This is a genomic window from Paraburkholderia sp. EG287B, from assembly GCF_040965595.1.
In the GTDB taxonomy this organism is placed as follows: Bacteria; Pseudomonadota; Gammaproteobacteria; order Burkholderiales; family Burkholderiaceae; genus Paraburkholderia.
In genome coordinates this window covers 287,998-302,627 of record NZ_JBFRCG010000010.1, presented here as the reverse complement: position 1 = coordinate 302,627, position 14,630 = coordinate 287,998, and the positions used below count along the sequence as shown (strand labels likewise).

The 14,630-nt window shown below is 64.7% G+C and carries 15 protein-coding genes; 5 read left to right on the top strand and 10 right to left on the bottom strand.

What is annotated here, in order from left to right; all coding sequences use genetic code 11:
* Window positions 1-124: 124 nt before the first annotated feature.
* From asd to leuC, 4 genes are all read right to left on the bottom strand, one after another.
* Window positions 125-1,246 carry an aspartate-semialdehyde dehydrogenase gene (gene asd, locus AB4Y40_RS20250; RefSeq protein WP_368689283.1) on the bottom strand — a complete coding sequence of 374 codons (1,122 nt, stop codon included), beginning with the start codon at window positions 1,244-1,246 and terminating at the stop codon, window positions 125-127.
* Window positions 1,247-1,570: 324 nt separating this feature from the next.
* The gene (gene leuB / locus AB4Y40_RS20245; protein ID WP_368689282.1) at window positions 1,571-2,638 is read right to left on the bottom strand and encodes a 3-isopropylmalate dehydrogenase; all 1,068 of its coding nucleotides are present in this window, start codon (window positions 2,636-2,638) and stop codon (window positions 1,571-1,573) included.
* Between the two features lie 34 nt (window positions 2,639-2,672).
* Complete coding sequence (gene leuD / locus AB4Y40_RS20240) at window positions 2,673-3,323, bottom strand: 3-isopropylmalate dehydratase small subunit (RefSeq protein ID WP_158760568.1); 651 nt, start codon at window positions 3,321-3,323, stop codon at window positions 2,673-2,675.
* A gap of 18 nt (window positions 3,324-3,341) precedes the next feature.
* Window positions 3,342-4,751 (bottom strand): 3-isopropylmalate dehydratase large subunit, encoded by a 1,410-nt coding sequence (gene leuC, locus AB4Y40_RS20235; protein WP_368689281.1) that lies wholly within the window; start codon window positions 4,749-4,751, stop codon window positions 3,342-3,344.
* 642 nt (window positions 4,752-5,393) lie between these two features.
* On the opposite strand from leuC, the gene AB4Y40_RS20230 reads away from it, so the two are divergent.
* The 4 genes from AB4Y40_RS20230 (at window position 5,394) to AB4Y40_RS20215 (ending at window position 8,392) form a co-directional block, all read left to right on the top strand.
* Window positions 5,394-6,308 carry a MipA/OmpV family protein gene (locus AB4Y40_RS20230; protein ID WP_368689280.1) on the top strand — a complete coding sequence of 305 codons (915 nt, stop codon included), beginning with the start codon at window positions 5,394-5,396 and terminating at the stop codon, window positions 6,306-6,308.
* A 192-nt stretch (window positions 6,309-6,500) separates the two neighbouring features.
* Window positions 6,501-7,487 carry a TerC family protein gene (locus tag AB4Y40_RS20225; RefSeq protein WP_368689279.1) on the top strand — a complete coding sequence of 329 codons (987 nt, stop codon included), beginning with the start codon at window positions 6,501-6,503 and terminating at the stop codon, window positions 7,485-7,487.
* Between the two features lie 148 nt (window positions 7,488-7,635).
* Window positions 7,636-7,929, top strand: coding sequence for a zf-TFIIB domain-containing protein (locus AB4Y40_RS20220; RefSeq protein WP_368689278.1), 294 nt, complete (start codon window positions 7,636-7,638; stop codon window positions 7,927-7,929).
* A 55-nt stretch (window positions 7,930-7,984) separates the two neighbouring features.
* The gene (locus AB4Y40_RS20215; protein ID WP_368689277.1) at window positions 7,985-8,392 is read left to right on the top strand and encodes a TerB family tellurite resistance protein; all 408 of its coding nucleotides are present in this window, start codon (window positions 7,985-7,987) and stop codon (window positions 8,390-8,392) included.
* 120 nt (window positions 8,393-8,512) lie between these two features.
* Here AB4Y40_RS20215 and AB4Y40_RS20210 read toward each other — a convergent pair whose 3' ends face one another.
* The 4 genes from AB4Y40_RS20210 to AB4Y40_RS20195 form a co-directional block, all read right to left on the bottom strand.
* Window positions 8,513-9,169, bottom strand: a complete 657-nt coding sequence (locus AB4Y40_RS20210; RefSeq protein WP_368689276.1) for a response regulator transcription factor — start codon at window positions 9,167-9,169, stop codon at window positions 8,513-8,515.
* 71 nt (window positions 9,170-9,240) lie between these two features.
* Entirely contained in the window at window positions 9,241-10,581 is a 1,341-nt protein-coding gene (locus tag AB4Y40_RS20205) for a sensor histidine kinase (RefSeq protein WP_368689275.1), read from the bottom strand.
* Between the two features lie 74 nt (window positions 10,582-10,655).
* On the bottom strand, window positions 10,656-11,144 hold the full coding sequence (locus tag AB4Y40_RS20200; RefSeq protein ID WP_368689274.1) for a hypothetical protein: 489 nt from the start codon (window positions 11,142-11,144) through the stop codon (window positions 10,656-10,658).
* A gap of 233 nt (window positions 11,145-11,377) precedes the next feature.
* On the bottom strand, window positions 11,378-12,220 hold the full coding sequence (locus tag AB4Y40_RS20195; protein ID WP_368689273.1) for an alpha/beta fold hydrolase: 843 nt from the start codon (window positions 12,218-12,220) through the stop codon (window positions 11,378-11,380).
* Window positions 12,221-12,383: 163 nt separating this feature from the next.
* Between AB4Y40_RS20195 and AB4Y40_RS20190 the strand changes: the two genes are divergently transcribed.
* On the top strand, window positions 12,384-12,848 hold the full coding sequence (locus tag AB4Y40_RS20190) for a VOC family protein (RefSeq protein ID WP_342918529.1): 465 nt from the start codon (window positions 12,384-12,386) through the stop codon (window positions 12,846-12,848).
* Between the two features lie 117 nt (window positions 12,849-12,965).
* Here AB4Y40_RS20190 and gltA read toward each other — a convergent pair whose 3' ends face one another.
* Both gltA and AB4Y40_RS20180 read right to left on the bottom strand, forming a co-directional pair.
* Window positions 12,966-14,267, bottom strand: a complete 1,302-nt coding sequence (gene gltA / locus AB4Y40_RS20185) for a citrate synthase (RefSeq protein WP_368689272.1) — start codon at window positions 14,265-14,267, stop codon at window positions 12,966-12,968.
* An 89-nt stretch (window positions 14,268-14,356) separates the two neighbouring features.
* On the bottom strand, window positions 14,357-14,623 hold the full coding sequence (locus AB4Y40_RS20180; protein ID WP_368689271.1) for a succinate dehydrogenase assembly factor 2: 267 nt from the start codon (window positions 14,621-14,623) through the stop codon (window positions 14,357-14,359).
* Window positions 14,624-14,630 lie beyond the last annotated feature (7 nt).

The window sequence follows — 14,630 nt, the reverse complement described above, 5'->3', positions numbered from 1 at the left end:
GGTGTGTGCTTCGGGGCGATTGCATCGATGCATGCAATAAAAAGCATGCAATAAAAAAAGCGCCGCGACTGGCGCGGCGCTTTTCACCCTGTCTACGCGTCATTAGCCGCGTAGTTTAATTCATTCACTTGTCGAGCAGAATGCGCAACATGCGACGCAGCGGTTCAGCCGCGCCCCACAGCAGCTGGTCGCCCACCGTGAAGGCCGACAGATACTCGCCGCCCATCGCCAGCTTGCGCAGACGGCCCACCGGCACCGACAGCGTGCCCGTGACCACGGCCGGCGACAGATCGCGCATCGAAGCCTCGCGCTGGTTCGGCACGACCTTGACCCAGTCGTTGGCCGAAGCGAGGATGCTGTCGATCTCGTCGAGCGGCACGTCCTTCTTCAGTTTGATCGTGAGCGCCTGCGAGTGGCAGCGCATCGCGCCGATACGCACACACAGGCCGTCGACCGGAATCGAGCCCGGCTGGCCCATGGCCGGCTTGCCGAGAATCTTGTTGGTTTCCGCGCCGCCCTTCCATTCTTCCTTCGACATGCCGTTGCCGAGATCCTTGTCGATCCACGGAATCAGCGAGCCCGCGAGCGGCACGCCGAAGTGTTCGGTCGGCATGGCGTCGCTGTTCATCGTGGCGAGCACCTTGCGGTCGATGTCGAGGATCGCCGACGACGGATTCGCCAGGTCGCTCGCGACCGATGCGTTGAGCGCGCCCATCTGCGAAAGCAGTTCGCGCATGTTCTGCGCGCCCGCGCCCGAAGCGGCCTGGTAGGTCATGGCCGTCATCCAGTCGACGAGGTTCTCGCGGAACAGGCCGCCCAGCGCCATCAGCATGAGGCTGACCGTGCAGTTGCCGCCGACGAAGTCCTTCTGACCCTTGACCAGCGCGTCCTTGATGACGTCGAGGTTGACCGGGTCGAGGATGATGACGGCGTCGTCCTTCATGCGCAGCGCCGAGGCCGCGTCGATCCAGTAGCCGTTCCAGCCTGCCGCGCGCAGCTTCGGATACACCTCGTTGGTGTAGTCGCCGCCTTGGGCAGTGATGATGATGTCGCACTTCTTGAGCTCGTCGACGCTGTTCGCGTCCTTGAGCTTCGTCTCGTTTTTGGCGAACGACGGAGCTGCGCCGCCTGCGTTGCTGGTGCTGAAAAACACCGGTTCGATCAGGTCGAAATCACGTTCTTCCTGCATGCGCTGCATCAGCACGCTGCCGACCATGCCGCGCCAACCTACGAGACCTACGTTCATGACTAACCCTTGAGATGGACACTTCCCCGCTTCGCTCGCCCGGCGTGGCCGCGCGGGGAAGATGAGCGGGCACGACGAGCGATCAACGAATGGTGATCGTTTTGATAATCGTCGTTTTCGTGGTGATGGCGAGCGAAATCGCACGGGCTTTCATGCCGTGGATGTTCGTAACAGTCGTGATCTGGGAGATCTTCGCCATCGAAGCAATATACACGAAACAGTTAATTTGCGCGGAAAAAACCATACTTTCCGCTATTTGGACGCCCGTTCTGGCGCGCGATACAAAAAAGGGCACGCCTGAAACGGCATGCCCTTCTTGCGACTTTACAACGCTGCGATCACCGCATCGCCCATTGCCACCGTGCCGACCTGCTTGCAGTCCGGCGTGACGATGTCGGCAGTGCGATAGCCTTGTTCCAGCACCTTCTTCACCGCGCTCTCGATGCGGTCCGCCTGTTCCGGGCGGCCCAGCGAGTAGCGCAGCATCATGGCCGCCGAGAGGATCGTGGCGAGCGGGTTGGCAATGCCCTTGCCCGCGATGTCCGGCGCCGAACCGTGCGACGGCTCGTACAGACCCTTGTTGTTCTTGTCGAGCGAGGCCGAGGGCAGCATGCCGATCGAGCCCGTGAGCATCGCGGCTTCGTCCGAGAGAATGTCGCCGAACATGTTGCCGGTCACCACCACGTCGAACGCCTTCGGCGCCTTCACGAGCTGCATGGCCGCGTTGTCGACATACATGTGCGACAGCTCGACGTCCGGATATTCCTTCGAGACATCGATCATGATGTCCTTCCAGAACTGCGACGTTTCGAGCACGTTGGCCTTGTCGACAGACGTGAGCTTCTTCTGGCGCTTTTGCGCGGCCTGGAACGCCACGTGAGCGATGCGGCGCACTTCGGGCTCCGCATAGCGCATCGTGTCGAAGCCTTCGCGCGCGCCCTTGAAGTTGCCGTCCGGCGCTTCGCGCGTACCGCGCGGCTGGCCGAAGTAGATGTCGCCGTTCAGTTCGCGCACGATCAGGATGTCGAGGCCCGAAACGATTTCCGGCTTCAGCGACGAGGCCCCCGTGAGCTGCGGATAGCAGATCGCCGGGCGGAAGTTCGCGAACAGTTCCAGATGCTTGCGCAGGCCGAGAATGGCCTGCTCGGGACGCAGCGCGCGCTCGAGCTTGTCGTACTTCCAGTCGCCCACGGCGCCGAACAGGATCGCGTCGGCCGACCTGGCCAGTGCGAGCGTTGCCTCGGGCAGCGGATGGCCGCTAGCCTCGTAGCCCGCGCCGCCAACCGGCGCCTCTTCCAGCTCGAACTTTTCGCCGAGTGCGTTGAGCACCTTCACGGCTTCCTTGACGATCTCGGGACCGATGCCGTCGCCCGGCAGCACTGCAATCTTCATCCTTGTTTCCTCGCTGTATTTTGTTCTGCGTTGATCAGAGCACGCGGTTGTTCAGCCACGGCTGGCGCGCGAGGCGCTCGGCTTCGTACTGGCGGATCTTGTCGGCGTGACGCAGCGTGAGGCCGATATCGTCGAAGCCGTTCAGCAGGCAGTAGCGGCGGAACGCGGCCACTTCGAACGGATATTCCTTCGAGCCGTCCGTCGTGCGCACGACCTGCTTGTCCAGATCGACCGTGAGCTGGAAGCCGTTGAACGCGTACGTCTCGTTGAACAGGTGATCCACATCCGATTCGGAAAGCACGATCGGCAGCAGGCCGTTCTTGAAGCAGTTGTTATAGAAGATGTCGGCGAAGCTCGGCGCGATGATCGCGCGGAAGCCGTACTGGTCGAGCGCCCACGGCGCGTGCTCGCGCGAGCTGCCGCAGCCGAAGTTCTTGCGCGTGAGCAGCACAGAGGCGCCCTGATAACGCGGCTGGTTCAGCACGAAGTCCGGGTTCAGCGGGCGCTTCGAGTTGTCCTGGCCCGGCTCGCCGTGGTCGAGGTAACGCCATTCGTCGAAGGCATTCGGGCCGAAGCCGGTGCGCTTGATCGACTTGAGGAACTGCTTGGGAATGATCGCGTCGGTATCGACATTCTCGCGATCGAGCGGCGCCACGACGCCGGTGTGTACGATGAATTTTTCCATGATCCGTGTAGCCTCAGCTCAGCCCAGCTTGCGAATGTCGACGAAATGGCCTTCGATTGCCGCGGCGGCTGCCATGGCCGGGCTCACGAGGTGCGTGCGACCGCCCGCGCCCTGGCGGCCTTCGAAGTTGCGGTTCGAGGTCGACGCGCAACGCTCGCCCGGCTCCAGCCGGTCGGCGTTCATCGCGAGACACATCGAGCAGCCCGGCTCGCGCCATTCGAAACCGGCTTCGGTGAACACCTTGTCGAGGCCTTCGCGCTCGGCTTGCGCCTTCACGAGACCCGAGCCCGGCACGACCATCGCGAGGCGGATGTTCGGCGCCACGCGGCGGCCGAGCTTCTTCACGACGTAAGCGGCAGAGCGCAGGTCTTCGATGCGCGCGTTCGTGCACGAGCCGATGAAAATCTTGTCCGGCTTGATCGACTCGATCGGCGTATTCGGTTCGAGCGCCATGTACTGCAGCGCGCGTTCCATCGCGTCGCGCTTGACCGGGTCCTTCTCGCGCTCGGGGTCCGGCACGCGGCTGTCGACTGCCGTGACCATTTCCGGCGACGTGCCCCACGTGACCTGCGGCACGATGTCGGCCGCGCTCAGTTCGACCACGCGGTCGAAGTGCGCGCCTTCGTCGGTGCGGAAGTTCTTCCAGTATTCGACGGCCTGATCCCACTCCGCGCCTTGCGGCGAGTACGGACGGCCCTTGAGGTATTCGATCGTGGTGTCGTCCACGGCGACCATGCCGGCGCGCGCGCCGCCTTCGATCGCCATGTTGCACACGGTCATGCGGCCTTCCATCGTGAGGCTGCGGATCATCGAGCCGCCGAACTCCATGGCGTAGCCCGTGCCGCCCGCCGTGCCGATCTTGCCGATGATGGCGAGCACGATGTCCTTCGCGGTGCAGCCGCGCGGCAGTTGGCCCTCGACCTTCACGAGCATGTTCTTGCTCTTCTTTTGCAGGAGCGTTTGCGTGGCCAGCACGTGCTCGACTTCAGACGTGCCGATGCCGTGCGCGAGCGCACCGAACGCGCCGTGCGTGGACGTGTGCGAGTCGCCGCAGACGATGGTCATGCCGGGCAGCGTCGCGCCCTGTTCCGGACCGACGATGTGCACGATGCCCTGGCGCTGGTCGGCCATCTTGAACTGCGTAATGCCGAAGGAATCGCAGTTCGAATCGAGCGTGTCCACCTGCAGCTTCGAGACCGGGTCGGCAATGCCGTGGCTGCGGTCGGTGGTCGGCACGTTGTGGTCGGAAACGGCCAGGTTCGCGCTGATGCGCCACACCGGGCGCTCGTGCATCTTCAGGCCTTCGAAAGCCTGCGGACTGGTGACTTCGTGCAACAGATGACGGTCGATGTAGAGAATCGTCGTGCCATCGTCTTCCGTGTGGACCACATGCGTGTCCCACAATTTGTCGTAGAGCGTCTTTGCCATGATGTGCGGGGAAATGTTTGTCTGCGGGGCAATACGGTGTGAATCGATTATGCCACGCGAAACCCGCTCGCCACAGGGCCTTTCCTGAAAAAAGCGATAAAAAACAGGGAGTTATGGTGGTAGTCGCGATACCTGTATCAGCGTTACCCGGCGCGCGCGTCGTCGGCGCAAATCTGGGCCACGCCGTAGCGGGCGCCGCTTTGCCGCTCGTTGCAAGGGTTCGGGGATGCAAAAAGGAGATGCGCCGGCCTGACCACGACCGGCGCAAGTTGGTGACCGTTGTGAGAACGGTGCAACATGGGCTTCGGGTTCCGCGACACAGGGGGGGCCGCATCGCCGAGGTCCATGGTTGTCTAACGGCAAATTGGCGCCAGGGTTTAATCGGGGTGAAGGCGGCGCTCCAGAATGGTGCGTCGAAGCCCCCGCAATTCAGTTAGCCTTCCTGATTATCCAGGCTTGTTTCGCGCGTTTGACGGCCATCGCGTGCGGCGGGCACCGCGAGCCGCCGGGGCGGACGCCGCGCGGTCATGGATAAGCCAGGCACGAGGTTTGCGAGTCGAGCCCGGCCGCGCGGAGTTCCATCGTGAGTGCGTCGCACTCAACGAACGACGTCGCGGCCGACCAGGCAAACCCGGAGGCTTCATGCCACTCGCAATCCGCACTGCGCAACAACGAAAAAGCAGAATAAAACCAGCAGCGCCGCGCCGCTCGCGGGTCACGCAGCGTGCGTCGCTCGCCGCCGCGGCATGCGCCCTCGCCGTGCTCGCCCCGCGCGCCGAGGCGCAGACCCCCTCGCCGCTCGGCGAATGGCAATATTCCGCAGGCATTCCGCTCGAAAAGATGTTTCAGCCGAACCGTCCCGACTTCGAGGCGCGGCTCGGCGTGGGCGCGACCTTCGAACCGCGCTACGACGGCTCGGACCGCTATCACACGCTGGTCGGGCCAAGCATCGACCTGCGCTACAAGGACATCCTGTTCGGCTCGACGGGCGAAGGCTTCGGCGTCAACGTTCTGCAGGGCCCGAACTGGCGCGTGAGCGTTGCCGGGGCCTACGACCTCGGGCGGCGCGGCCAGGACGACCCGACGCGCCTGCACGGCATGGGCAACATCAACCCGGCGCCGGAATTGAAGATCGCCGGCGAGTACGTGATTTCGAAGGACTTTCCGCTCGTGTTCCGCACCGCCTTCACGCGCAGTTTCGGCGGTTCGAATGGCTGGACCGCGGATCTCGGCGCCTATATGCCGCTGCCGGGCAGCAACCAGAACTTCTACTGGTTCGCCGGCCCCTCGGTCACGTTCGCCGACTCGAACTACATGCAGAGCTGGTTTGGCGTGACGCCACAGCAGGCGGCCGCATCGGGTTACCGTCAGTACAACGCGAACGCGGGCCTCAAGTCGGCCGGCTTCGGCATCACGATGGTGTACTTCGTCAACAAACATTGGTTCGTGAGCGCGGACGGCGCCATCAAGCGCCTGCTCGGCAGCGCCTCGCACAGCCCGATCATCCAGTCGAAGACGGGCGGCGTTTGCGACGTCTCGATCAATTACCAGTTCTAGCACGGCCGGCCGCCTGACCGGCGTCAGGCCGGCGCGCGTCGCGCGAGCAGGCGCCTGCCCGGCCACCGCTCATTCACCGCTCATTCTTCGCCACTATCCTTGACCGTATGGGCGCCAGGCCCAGTCGGCCGCTTGTGCGCGCAAAAACCGCGCACGCGAGCCGCGTTTCCCTCTACGTTCAAAGGATCGACCATGCTCGCGCCGATCGCCACGGCCTCCTTCCTCGGTCAGCCCGCGTGGCTCTGGATCGCCTTCCTCGCGGTGGTGATCGTGCTGCTCGTACTCGACCTCGGCGTGCTGCACGGTGACGACCACGAAATCGGCATCCGCGAAAGTCTCTGGCTCTCGCTCGGTTATGTCGCCGTGGGCGTGCTGTTCGGCGGCTTCGTCTGGTGGCAGCTCGGCGCGCAGCCCGCTACCGAGTACATCACCGGTTACCTGATCGAAAAGTCGTTGTCGCTCGATAACGTGTTCGTGATCGCGTCGATCTTCGGTGCGCTTGCCGTGCCCCGCCAGCTTCAGCATCGCGTGCTGTTCTGGGGCATCGTCGGCGTGCTGGTGCTGCGCGCATTGATGGTCGGGCTCGGGGCCGCGCTCGTCACGCACTTCGAGTGGATGCTGTACGTGTTCGGCGTGTTTCTCGCCGTGACCGGCGTGAAGATGCTGCTGGGCCCGAAGGACGAGCCCGGTATGAACGACAGCGCCCTCTTGCGCTGGCTGCGCCGCAAGCTGCCGGTCACGCCGCAGCTCGAGGGCCGCGCGTTCCTCGTGAGGCAAGCGCATCCGCGCACCGGCAAACCCGCGCTGCTCGCCACGCCGCTCCTGCTCGCGCTCCTGATGATCGAGTTCGCCGACCTGATCTTCGCCGTCGATTCGATCCCGGCGATTTTCTCGATCACGACCGATCCGTTCATCGTCTATACGAGCAACATCTTCGCCGTGCTCGGCCTGCGCGCGCTCTACTTTGCGCTCGCGGCCATGGCGCATCGCTTCCACTACCTAAAGCATGCGCTCGCGCTCGTGCTGGTGTTCATTGGCGCGAAGATCTTTCTGGTGGGCATCATCGGCAAGATTCCCGCGCTGTTCAGCCTTGGCGTGACCGCCGCGCTGCTCGCGGGCGGCGTGGTGGTGTCGCTCGTCAAGACGCAGAAGCCGAAGGACACGCTCGGCACGTCCTGAAGCCGAACCGGACTCAAACGGAGCGCCCCGCGCGCTCCTCATTCTTCGCTCATTTTGCTCTGCCAGGATGGGTTCCATCGAGGCCGCGTTGCCCTCCACGCAAGACGGCCCGGGCCTCGATGACCTGTCACTCATCACGGAGCGCATCATGAAATGCCCCAACTGCCCTGACGTCACCCTCTCGCTCGCCGAGCGTCAGGGCGTCGAACTCGACTACTGCCCGCAGTGTCGCGGCGTCTGGCTCGATCGCGGCGAACTCGACAAGCTGATCGAACGCAGCGGCAACCGGCACTATCGCAACGAAAACGATGCGCAGGCGTTCCGCCAGCACGGCTCGAAGCACGGCGCGCAACACGGCGACTACGCCCCGCGCCGCGCCCACGAAAGCTATCGCGGCAATGGCCAGCGTCGCAAGTCGTGGCTGCAGGAAATCTTCGACTGAGCCTCGGCCAAGCCTACCGTTTCATCGACATCACGTTTCAAGAGGATTCCTGACCGTGCGTACCTACACCTGCAACAGCCCGCAAGCCGCGGGTCGGATCGTCGCCGTCGCGCTGCTCGCAGACGGCCACCTGAGCAGCGAGGAGCTTGCAGCCGTCCATCGCGCGCGCCTTGCCGACCGGCTCGGCCTCGCACCCGGCGAATTCGGCGACATTCTCAAGGGCCTGCGCGAAGACTTGCAGACCACTTCGCACCTGAACTGGAGCGATGCGTGCAAGCTCGACTCCGACGTGATGCAGCAGGTGATGCGCGAGCTCGACGATCCCGCGCTGCGTGCCGAAGTGCTGAATCTGTGCCATGTGGCCGTGTATTCGGACCGGCACGTGGCCGAAAGCGAAGTCGCGCTGCTCGCCTCGCTTAGCCGTGCATGGCAGAAGGAACCCTGGCAGCGCCTGCTGGCGTAAGTTCGAGCGCGATGCGTGCCTTCCCCCGCGCATCGCGCCACGCGGCGAGCCCCGCGCTCGCCGCAGCTTTTACAGCGCGCAGTTCTTTGCGCGCTTTTTTTTATTCGATTGTTCCGGCGCTCACACGCACACGGCCCAGCCGAGCCCGCGCACATTGCGGATCACCGCGTGGCCGAACTTGCGGCGCACGCTGTAGATCACGGCGTCCACCGCGTTGCTTTCCACTTCCTCGCCCCAGCCATAGAGCCGCTCCTCGATTTGCTGACGCGACAGGATCGCGCCCGGCCGCTCGAGCAGCGCGAGCATGAGTGCATATTCGCGCGCGGAGAGATCGTCGGACTGGCCATCGAACATGAGGCGGCGCGCATTCATGTCGAGCGTGACGCGGCCGCTGCCCATGGTCGGCGAGGCAAAGCCCGACTTGCGCCGCACCACGGCGCGGATGCGCGCGAGCAGCTCCTTGCTCTCGAATGGCTTCACGAGATAGTCGTCGGCGCCGAGATCGAGGCCTTCCACGCGCGTGTCCACGTCGTCGCGCGCGGTGATGATGAGCACGGGCGTGGCGTCCTGCGACTCGCGCAGCGCACGCAGCACGTCGAGCCCGCTCATGTCGCCGAGCCCCAGGTCGAGCAGCACCGCCGTATACGAGCCGTCGCGAATGGCGTCGCGGCCGCTCTCGCCCGTGCGCACCCAGTCGACGCTGTACGACGCGTCCTTCAACGCGCGCAGCAGCGCCGGGCCGATCAGCAGATCGTCTTCGATCAGCAGAATGCGCATCGTGTCCTTCCTTTGTTTCGCATGCTTTCCCGGATTTTGCCTGACCTGCGTTCGCTGGATCGGCGCGACGCTCACGCGCGCGGTAGTTCGATACGCGCGACGATGCCGCTTTGCCCGTCGCGCCGGTTCGCGAGCGTCACGCACCCGCGATAACTGCGCGCCACCGCCTGCGCGATGGCGAGGCCGAGGCCGCTGCCGTGCGAGTCATGCTCGCCGCGCGGGTCGCCCCGATGACCGCCCGCGCGGAAAAACCGGTCGAACACGCGCGGCAGATCGGCCTCCGCAATGCCGGGGCCGTTATCGGTGACGTCGATGACGACGCCCTGGTCCTCGCGGCGCACCGCCACGTCCACGTTCGCGCCTGCGTGGCTATAGCGGATCGCGTTGTCCACGAGATTGCGCACGAGCACGCGCATGTCGGTCTCGGTGGCGCGCACGGTCACGTCGTCGAGGCGCGTCACGCCCAGATCGACGCCACGCGCGTCGGCGAGCGGCAGCAGGTCGGCCAGCACGTCCGTGACGACCTGCGCGAGCGGCACCTCCGTCAGCAGGCGTTGCGTGCTGCCGATTTCGGCGCGCGCCAGACCGAGCAGTTGCGAAACGAGCGCCCCGGTGCGCACGATGCCGCGGCGCAGTTCGTCGAAGCGCTCGGGGTACTGGTCGGGCGACGCGTTGTGCAGGTTGTCGATCTGCAACTGCATGGCGGAGATCGGCGAGCGCAGTTCGTGCGCGGCATCGGCGATGAACATGCGCTCGGCATTCACGAGCACGGAAAGGCGCTCGATCATGCGGTTGATCGACTCGACGAAGGGCCGCAGCTCGACGGGCGCCTGCCCCACTTCGAGCGGCTTGAGGTCGTGCAGATCGACCTTCGCCGCACGCCGCCCGACGCGCTCCAGCGGCCGCAGCGAAACCCGCACTGTCACCGCGATCGTGAGCGCGAGCAGCGGCAGCAGCGCGAGCACGGGCAGCAGGCTCCAGAACGCCACGCGCAAGGCGTTGCGATTGCGCATGCTGCGCGATTCGGCCACCTGAATGTATTCGTCGCCGGCGGCGAGCGCGAACACGTCCCAGGACTCACCGTCGTAATCGACCGACGAGAAGCCGCTTTGCGCGCGCGGCAACGCGATACGCGCGTTGCTCGTGCGGCTCGGGACCGCGCCGTCGTCGGCGGACCAGATCTGCACGACGAAATTGTCGGCGGCGTCGCTGTCGCCGCGCGGCTCGATCGCGCGATGCGGCACGCCGGTCTGCACGTGCGCGGCGGCGTCGCGCAGCGTCGTGTTGAACTCGGCGGCGAGACTGCGCACGACGAGGAAGGTGCCGAGCGCACCCAGCACGCCGACGAGGATCGCGAGCGTGCCGATCGCAATGCTCAGGCGGCGATGCAGGGAATGCGCGGCGAAAAACATGGAGCGTCTCGGGTGGAAAGGCGCGCTCCATCATAAAGGATTCGCCGTGCGCAAATCAGGCTGTGCGATGTGTTTCAGCGATGAGAGCCCCCGTGCATGCCCCCCGTCCCGCTCCAGACGCCGTCATGCCCCCCATGGAAGCCGCCATGAAATCCGCCATGCATGCCTGGCACCGGATGCATATGCGGGCCGCCCGGAAAGACGTGATCCATGTGATGAAAGTGATGGAAGTGATCGACGAACACGAACGCGCCGCCCACGAACACCGGCGGCCACCAGCCGTACCATGGGCCGGCGTACCAGGTCGTCGCGTCGGTCCATGCCATGGGGTAGACCTGGGTGCCGTCGTTACCCTGCACGATCTGCCAGGTGCCGTCGGGCTGCAGGCAGGCGAGGCCGCTGATCACCTGCGGCGTGCCGTCGATCTCGGCAGTGCCGGTGACGGTGCGGCAGTCGGGCGGTGGCGGGTAATACGACGCGTCCGCGGGCTGCTGCGACGCGACCGGTGTCGTGCACGCGCTCAGCAGACCGGCCAGCGCCGTGAAGGCGAGAAGTTTGCGCATGATGTCGCCCCTCTCGATGGACCGGCCTCGCGGCGCACGGGCTGTGCGCCTTGGCCGTGAAGACTCCATCGGTACGCCTGGCGCGCGGCGCGTGAGCGGGCTCGCGCCGGCCGCGTGTCATCTGCAAAACGAGGGGCGCAGGGGCGCTATTCCTTTGCCCCCGGCACGAGCGGCCGGGCCCTGATTACGACTTGTATCCGCGACGTGTATTCGCCAGCTGGCCGTGTCGCATTTCACGCCTGCCACCGCGTGGCGAACGCGCGGATATCGTCGTTCACCCGCGCGGCGTGGTTGAAGTACATGCCATGCGTGCCGCCTTCATACACCTTCAGCGTCGCGTGTTCGAGCGCCGCCGCCGTGGGGCGTCCGGTGATCTCGAGCGGCGCCGAGGCATCGCAGTCGCCGTGCAGCACGAGCGCCGGCACGTCGATCGCGGCCAGTTCGCGGCGAAAGTCGGTGACCATCTGTACGCGCGACAGTTGCGCCGCGCCGTAGAGCGACGTGTCCAGCATCATGTCGGCCGTCCACTGGATAACCGTGTGCGACGTACCGGGGCTGAAGTAAGCTTCGGCGCGCCGCGAGATCCAGTCGGGAAACGACGTGAGCATCTCGTCGATGGACGCTTCGAAGAGGCTCGCATCGAGCCCGCCGGGATTGTCAGCAGTCTTGAGCAAGAAAGGCGTCGATGCCGGCGAGACCAGCACGATGCCCGCCACGCGGCGCGAGCCGTGCCGGCTCAAATAACGCACGATCTCGCCGCTCGCGAACGAATGGCCGACCAGCGTGACGCGTTCCAGACCTCGGGCGGCGAGTACGGCTTCGAGATCGTCGGCGAGCGTGTCGTAGTCATAGCCGCGGCCCGGGTCGCTGGAGCGGCCATGCCCGCGGCGGTCGTAGGCCACGCAGCGAAAACCCGCGACCGCGAGCGGCGCGCACTGGTAGTTCCACATGTCGGCGTTGAGCGTCCAGCCCGAGAGGAACACGAGCGGTGCGCCATCGCCCCAGTCGCGATAGTGCAGCGCGGTATCGTCGTCGATGCGGATATAGCCGGGTTGGCGGGCGTTGAAGGTTGCCATGGTCGTCGCTCCTTGCGGGTGGGGTGTGCCGATGAGCGACATCGTCGTCGATGCCGTGCGGGCTGACGATTACGTCGGAGGTAATGGCCGCACGTGAGCGCGCTGCGCGCAGTCGCACCACGCTGGTGCTAGATTCGTCATATATACAGCTCAGGAGACAAGCATGAGCAACACCTCGCCGCGTCCGGCCTTTGGGTCTGCCATTTACTATCGCGATCCGTTCGCCGCGCTCGACTGGCTCGAAAAGGCGTTCGGCTTTACGCGCCAGTTCGTCGTCACGTCGCCGGACGGGAAGCTCGGTCACTCGGAAATGCGCTTTGGGGACGGCTACGTGATGATTTGTAGCGGCTGGCCCGGCATGCCCTACGCGAGCCCGGCCGACGCGGACGGCAAGAACACGCAGTCCGTGCACGTGCAGTTGAAAAGCGGCCTCGACGCGCATTGCGAACGCGCCCGCGCCGCCGGGGCAAAGATCATCCGCGAGCCGGCGGATCAGTTCTACGGCGACCGCGTCTATGTGGCATGCGACCCCGAAGGCCACGTGTGGAGCTTCGGCGAGACGGTGCGCGAGGTCACGCGCGAGGAAGCGGAAGCGGCGAGCGGGCTGAAGATCGACGGCTGGATTTGAGCGCGTCCGCGGGTTCAAATAGAAAACGCCCCGACGGGCGATAACCCGTCGGGGCGTTTGCATGAGAGCCTGCACGCGGCGCGCCATCGGGCGCGCGGCGTGGCAAAGCGAAACTGCTTAGCGTTGCGAGATCGGCTTCGCTTCGCGCGGCGTTTCGCCGATGAACAGCTGACGCGGACGGCCGATCTTCTGCTCGGGGTCGGCGATCATCTCGTTCCACTGCGCGATCCAGCCCACCGTACGCGCCATCGCGAAGATACACGTAAACATCGAGGTCGGGATGCCCAGCGCGCGCTGCACGATGCCCGAGTAGAAGTCGACGTTCGGGTACAGCTTGCGCGACACGAAGTATTCGTCTTCCAGCGCGATTTTTTCGAGCTGCATGGCGAGCTTGAAGAGCGGATCGTCGTGCAGACCGAGTTCGTTCAGCACTTCGTAGCACGTTTCGCGCATGAGCTTCGCACGCGGGTCGTAGTTCTTGTACACGCGGTGGCCGAAGCCCATCAGCTTCACGCCCGAGTTCTTGTCCTTCACCTGCTTGATGAACTCAGGAATCTTGTCCGGCGAACCGATTTCTTCCAGCATGTTCAGTGCGGCTTCGTTCGCACCGCCGTGCGCCGGGCCCCACAGACAAGCGATACCAGCAGCTATACACGCGAACGGGTTCGCGCCCGACGAGCCAGCCAGACGCACCGTCGAGGTCGAAGCGTTCTGCTCGTGGTCGGCGTGCAGGATCAGGATACGGTCGAGCGCGCGCACGAGCACGTCGTTGACCTTGTACTCTTCGCACGGGTTCGAGAACATCATGCGCATGAAGTTCGCGCTGTACGACAGATTGTTCTGCGGATACACGAACGGCTGGCCGATCGAGTACTTGTACGCCATGGCGACGAGCGTCGGCAGCTTCGCGATCATGCGGATCGCCGAAACTTCGCGGTGCTTCGCGTTGTTGATGTCGAGCGAGTCGTGATAGAACGCCGACAGCGCGCCGACTGCGGCGACGAGAATCGCCATCGGGTGCGCATCGCGACGGAAGCCGCGGAAGAAGAACTGCATCTGCTCGTGAACCATCGTGTGCTGCGTGACGGTCTTCACGAACTCTTCCTTCTGGGCCGCGTTCGGCAGTTCGCCGCGGTACAGCAGGTAGCAGGTTTCGAGGAAGTCGGCGTTTTGCGCGAGGTTGTCGATCGGGTAGCCGCGGTAGAGCAGCTCGCCCTTGTCCCCGTCGATGTACGTGATCGCCGAGTTGCACGACGCCGTCGACATGAAGCCCGGGTCATACGTGAACTTGCCGGTCTGACCGTACAGTTTGCGGATGTCGATCACATCCGGGCCCATCGTGCCCTTGTAGATCGGCAGTTCGACGCTCGGCGAATTGTCGCTGAACGATAGCGTGGCTTTTACATCAGACGGGGTCATAGCACATCCTCAATCGAAGATAAACACGGGATTCGATAGTTTTGTACGTCCGGCGCGGCGACAGTCGACATGACTGCGCGCCGCCGCGCTTAGACGTTCCGAAGCAGCTCCAGCACCCGCTTCACGTCCGGGTCGGCAAGTTCGCCTTCTGGTTCCTTGCGCGCGAGCAGCAAGTCCATCAGGTCGTTATCGCTCAGCTCGAGCAGGCGCGTGAGAGCACCCACGTCGGCGTCGCTGAGTTCATGCTCATAGCGCTCGAAAAACCGCTCAAAAATCAGATCATTTTCGAGCAGGCCGCGCCGCGCGCGCCAGCGAAGGCGCGCGCGGCGATGGGGGTCAGACTGGTGCGATTCCATTTCAGAA

Coding starts and splice junctions, on each gene's coding strand:
- asd (WP_368689283.1), bottom strand. CDS start 1,246: ATGAACGTAGGTCTCGTAGGTTGGCGCGGCATGGTCGGCAGCGTGCTG.
- leuB (WP_368689282.1), bottom strand. CDS start 2,638: ATGAAGATTGCAGTGCTGCCGGGCGACGGCATCGGTCCCGAGATCGTC.
- leuD (WP_158760568.1), bottom strand. CDS start 3,323: ATGGAAAAATTCATCGTACACACCGGCGTCGTGGCGCCGCTCGATCGC.
- leuC (WP_368689281.1), bottom strand. CDS start 4,751: ATGGCAAAGACGCTCTACGACAAATTGTGGGACACGCATGTGGTCCAC.
- AB4Y40_RS20230 (WP_368689280.1), top strand. CDS start 5,394: ATGCCACTCGCAATCCGCACTGCGCAACAACGAAAAAGCAGAATAAAA.
- AB4Y40_RS20225 (WP_368689279.1), top strand. CDS start 6,501: ATGCTCGCGCCGATCGCCACGGCCTCCTTCCTCGGTCAGCCCGCGTGG.
- AB4Y40_RS20220 (WP_368689278.1), top strand. CDS start 7,636: ATGAAATGCCCCAACTGCCCTGACGTCACCCTCTCGCTCGCCGAGCGT.
- AB4Y40_RS20210 (WP_368689276.1), bottom strand. CDS start 9,169: ATGCGCATTCTGCTGATCGAAGACGATCTGCTGATCGGCCCGGCGCTG.
- AB4Y40_RS20205 (WP_368689275.1), bottom strand. CDS start 10,581: ATGTTTTTCGCCGCGCATTCCCTGCATCGCCGCCTGAGCATTGCGATC.
- AB4Y40_RS20200 (WP_368689274.1), bottom strand. CDS start 11,144: ATGCGCAAACTTCTCGCCTTCACGGCGCTGGCCGGTCTGCTGAGCGCG.
- AB4Y40_RS20195 (WP_368689273.1), bottom strand. CDS start 12,220: ATGGCAACCTTCAACGCCCGCCAACCCGGCTATATCCGCATCGACGAC.
- AB4Y40_RS20190 (WP_342918529.1), top strand. CDS start 12,384: ATGAGCAACACCTCGCCGCGTCCGGCCTTTGGGTCTGCCATTTACTAT.
- gltA (WP_368689272.1), bottom strand. CDS start 14,267: ATGACCCCGTCTGATGTAAAAGCCACGCTATCGTTCAGCGACAATTCG.
- AB4Y40_RS20180 (WP_368689271.1), bottom strand. CDS start 14,623: ATGGAATCGCACCAGTCTGACCCCCATCGCCGCGCGCGCCTTCGCTGG.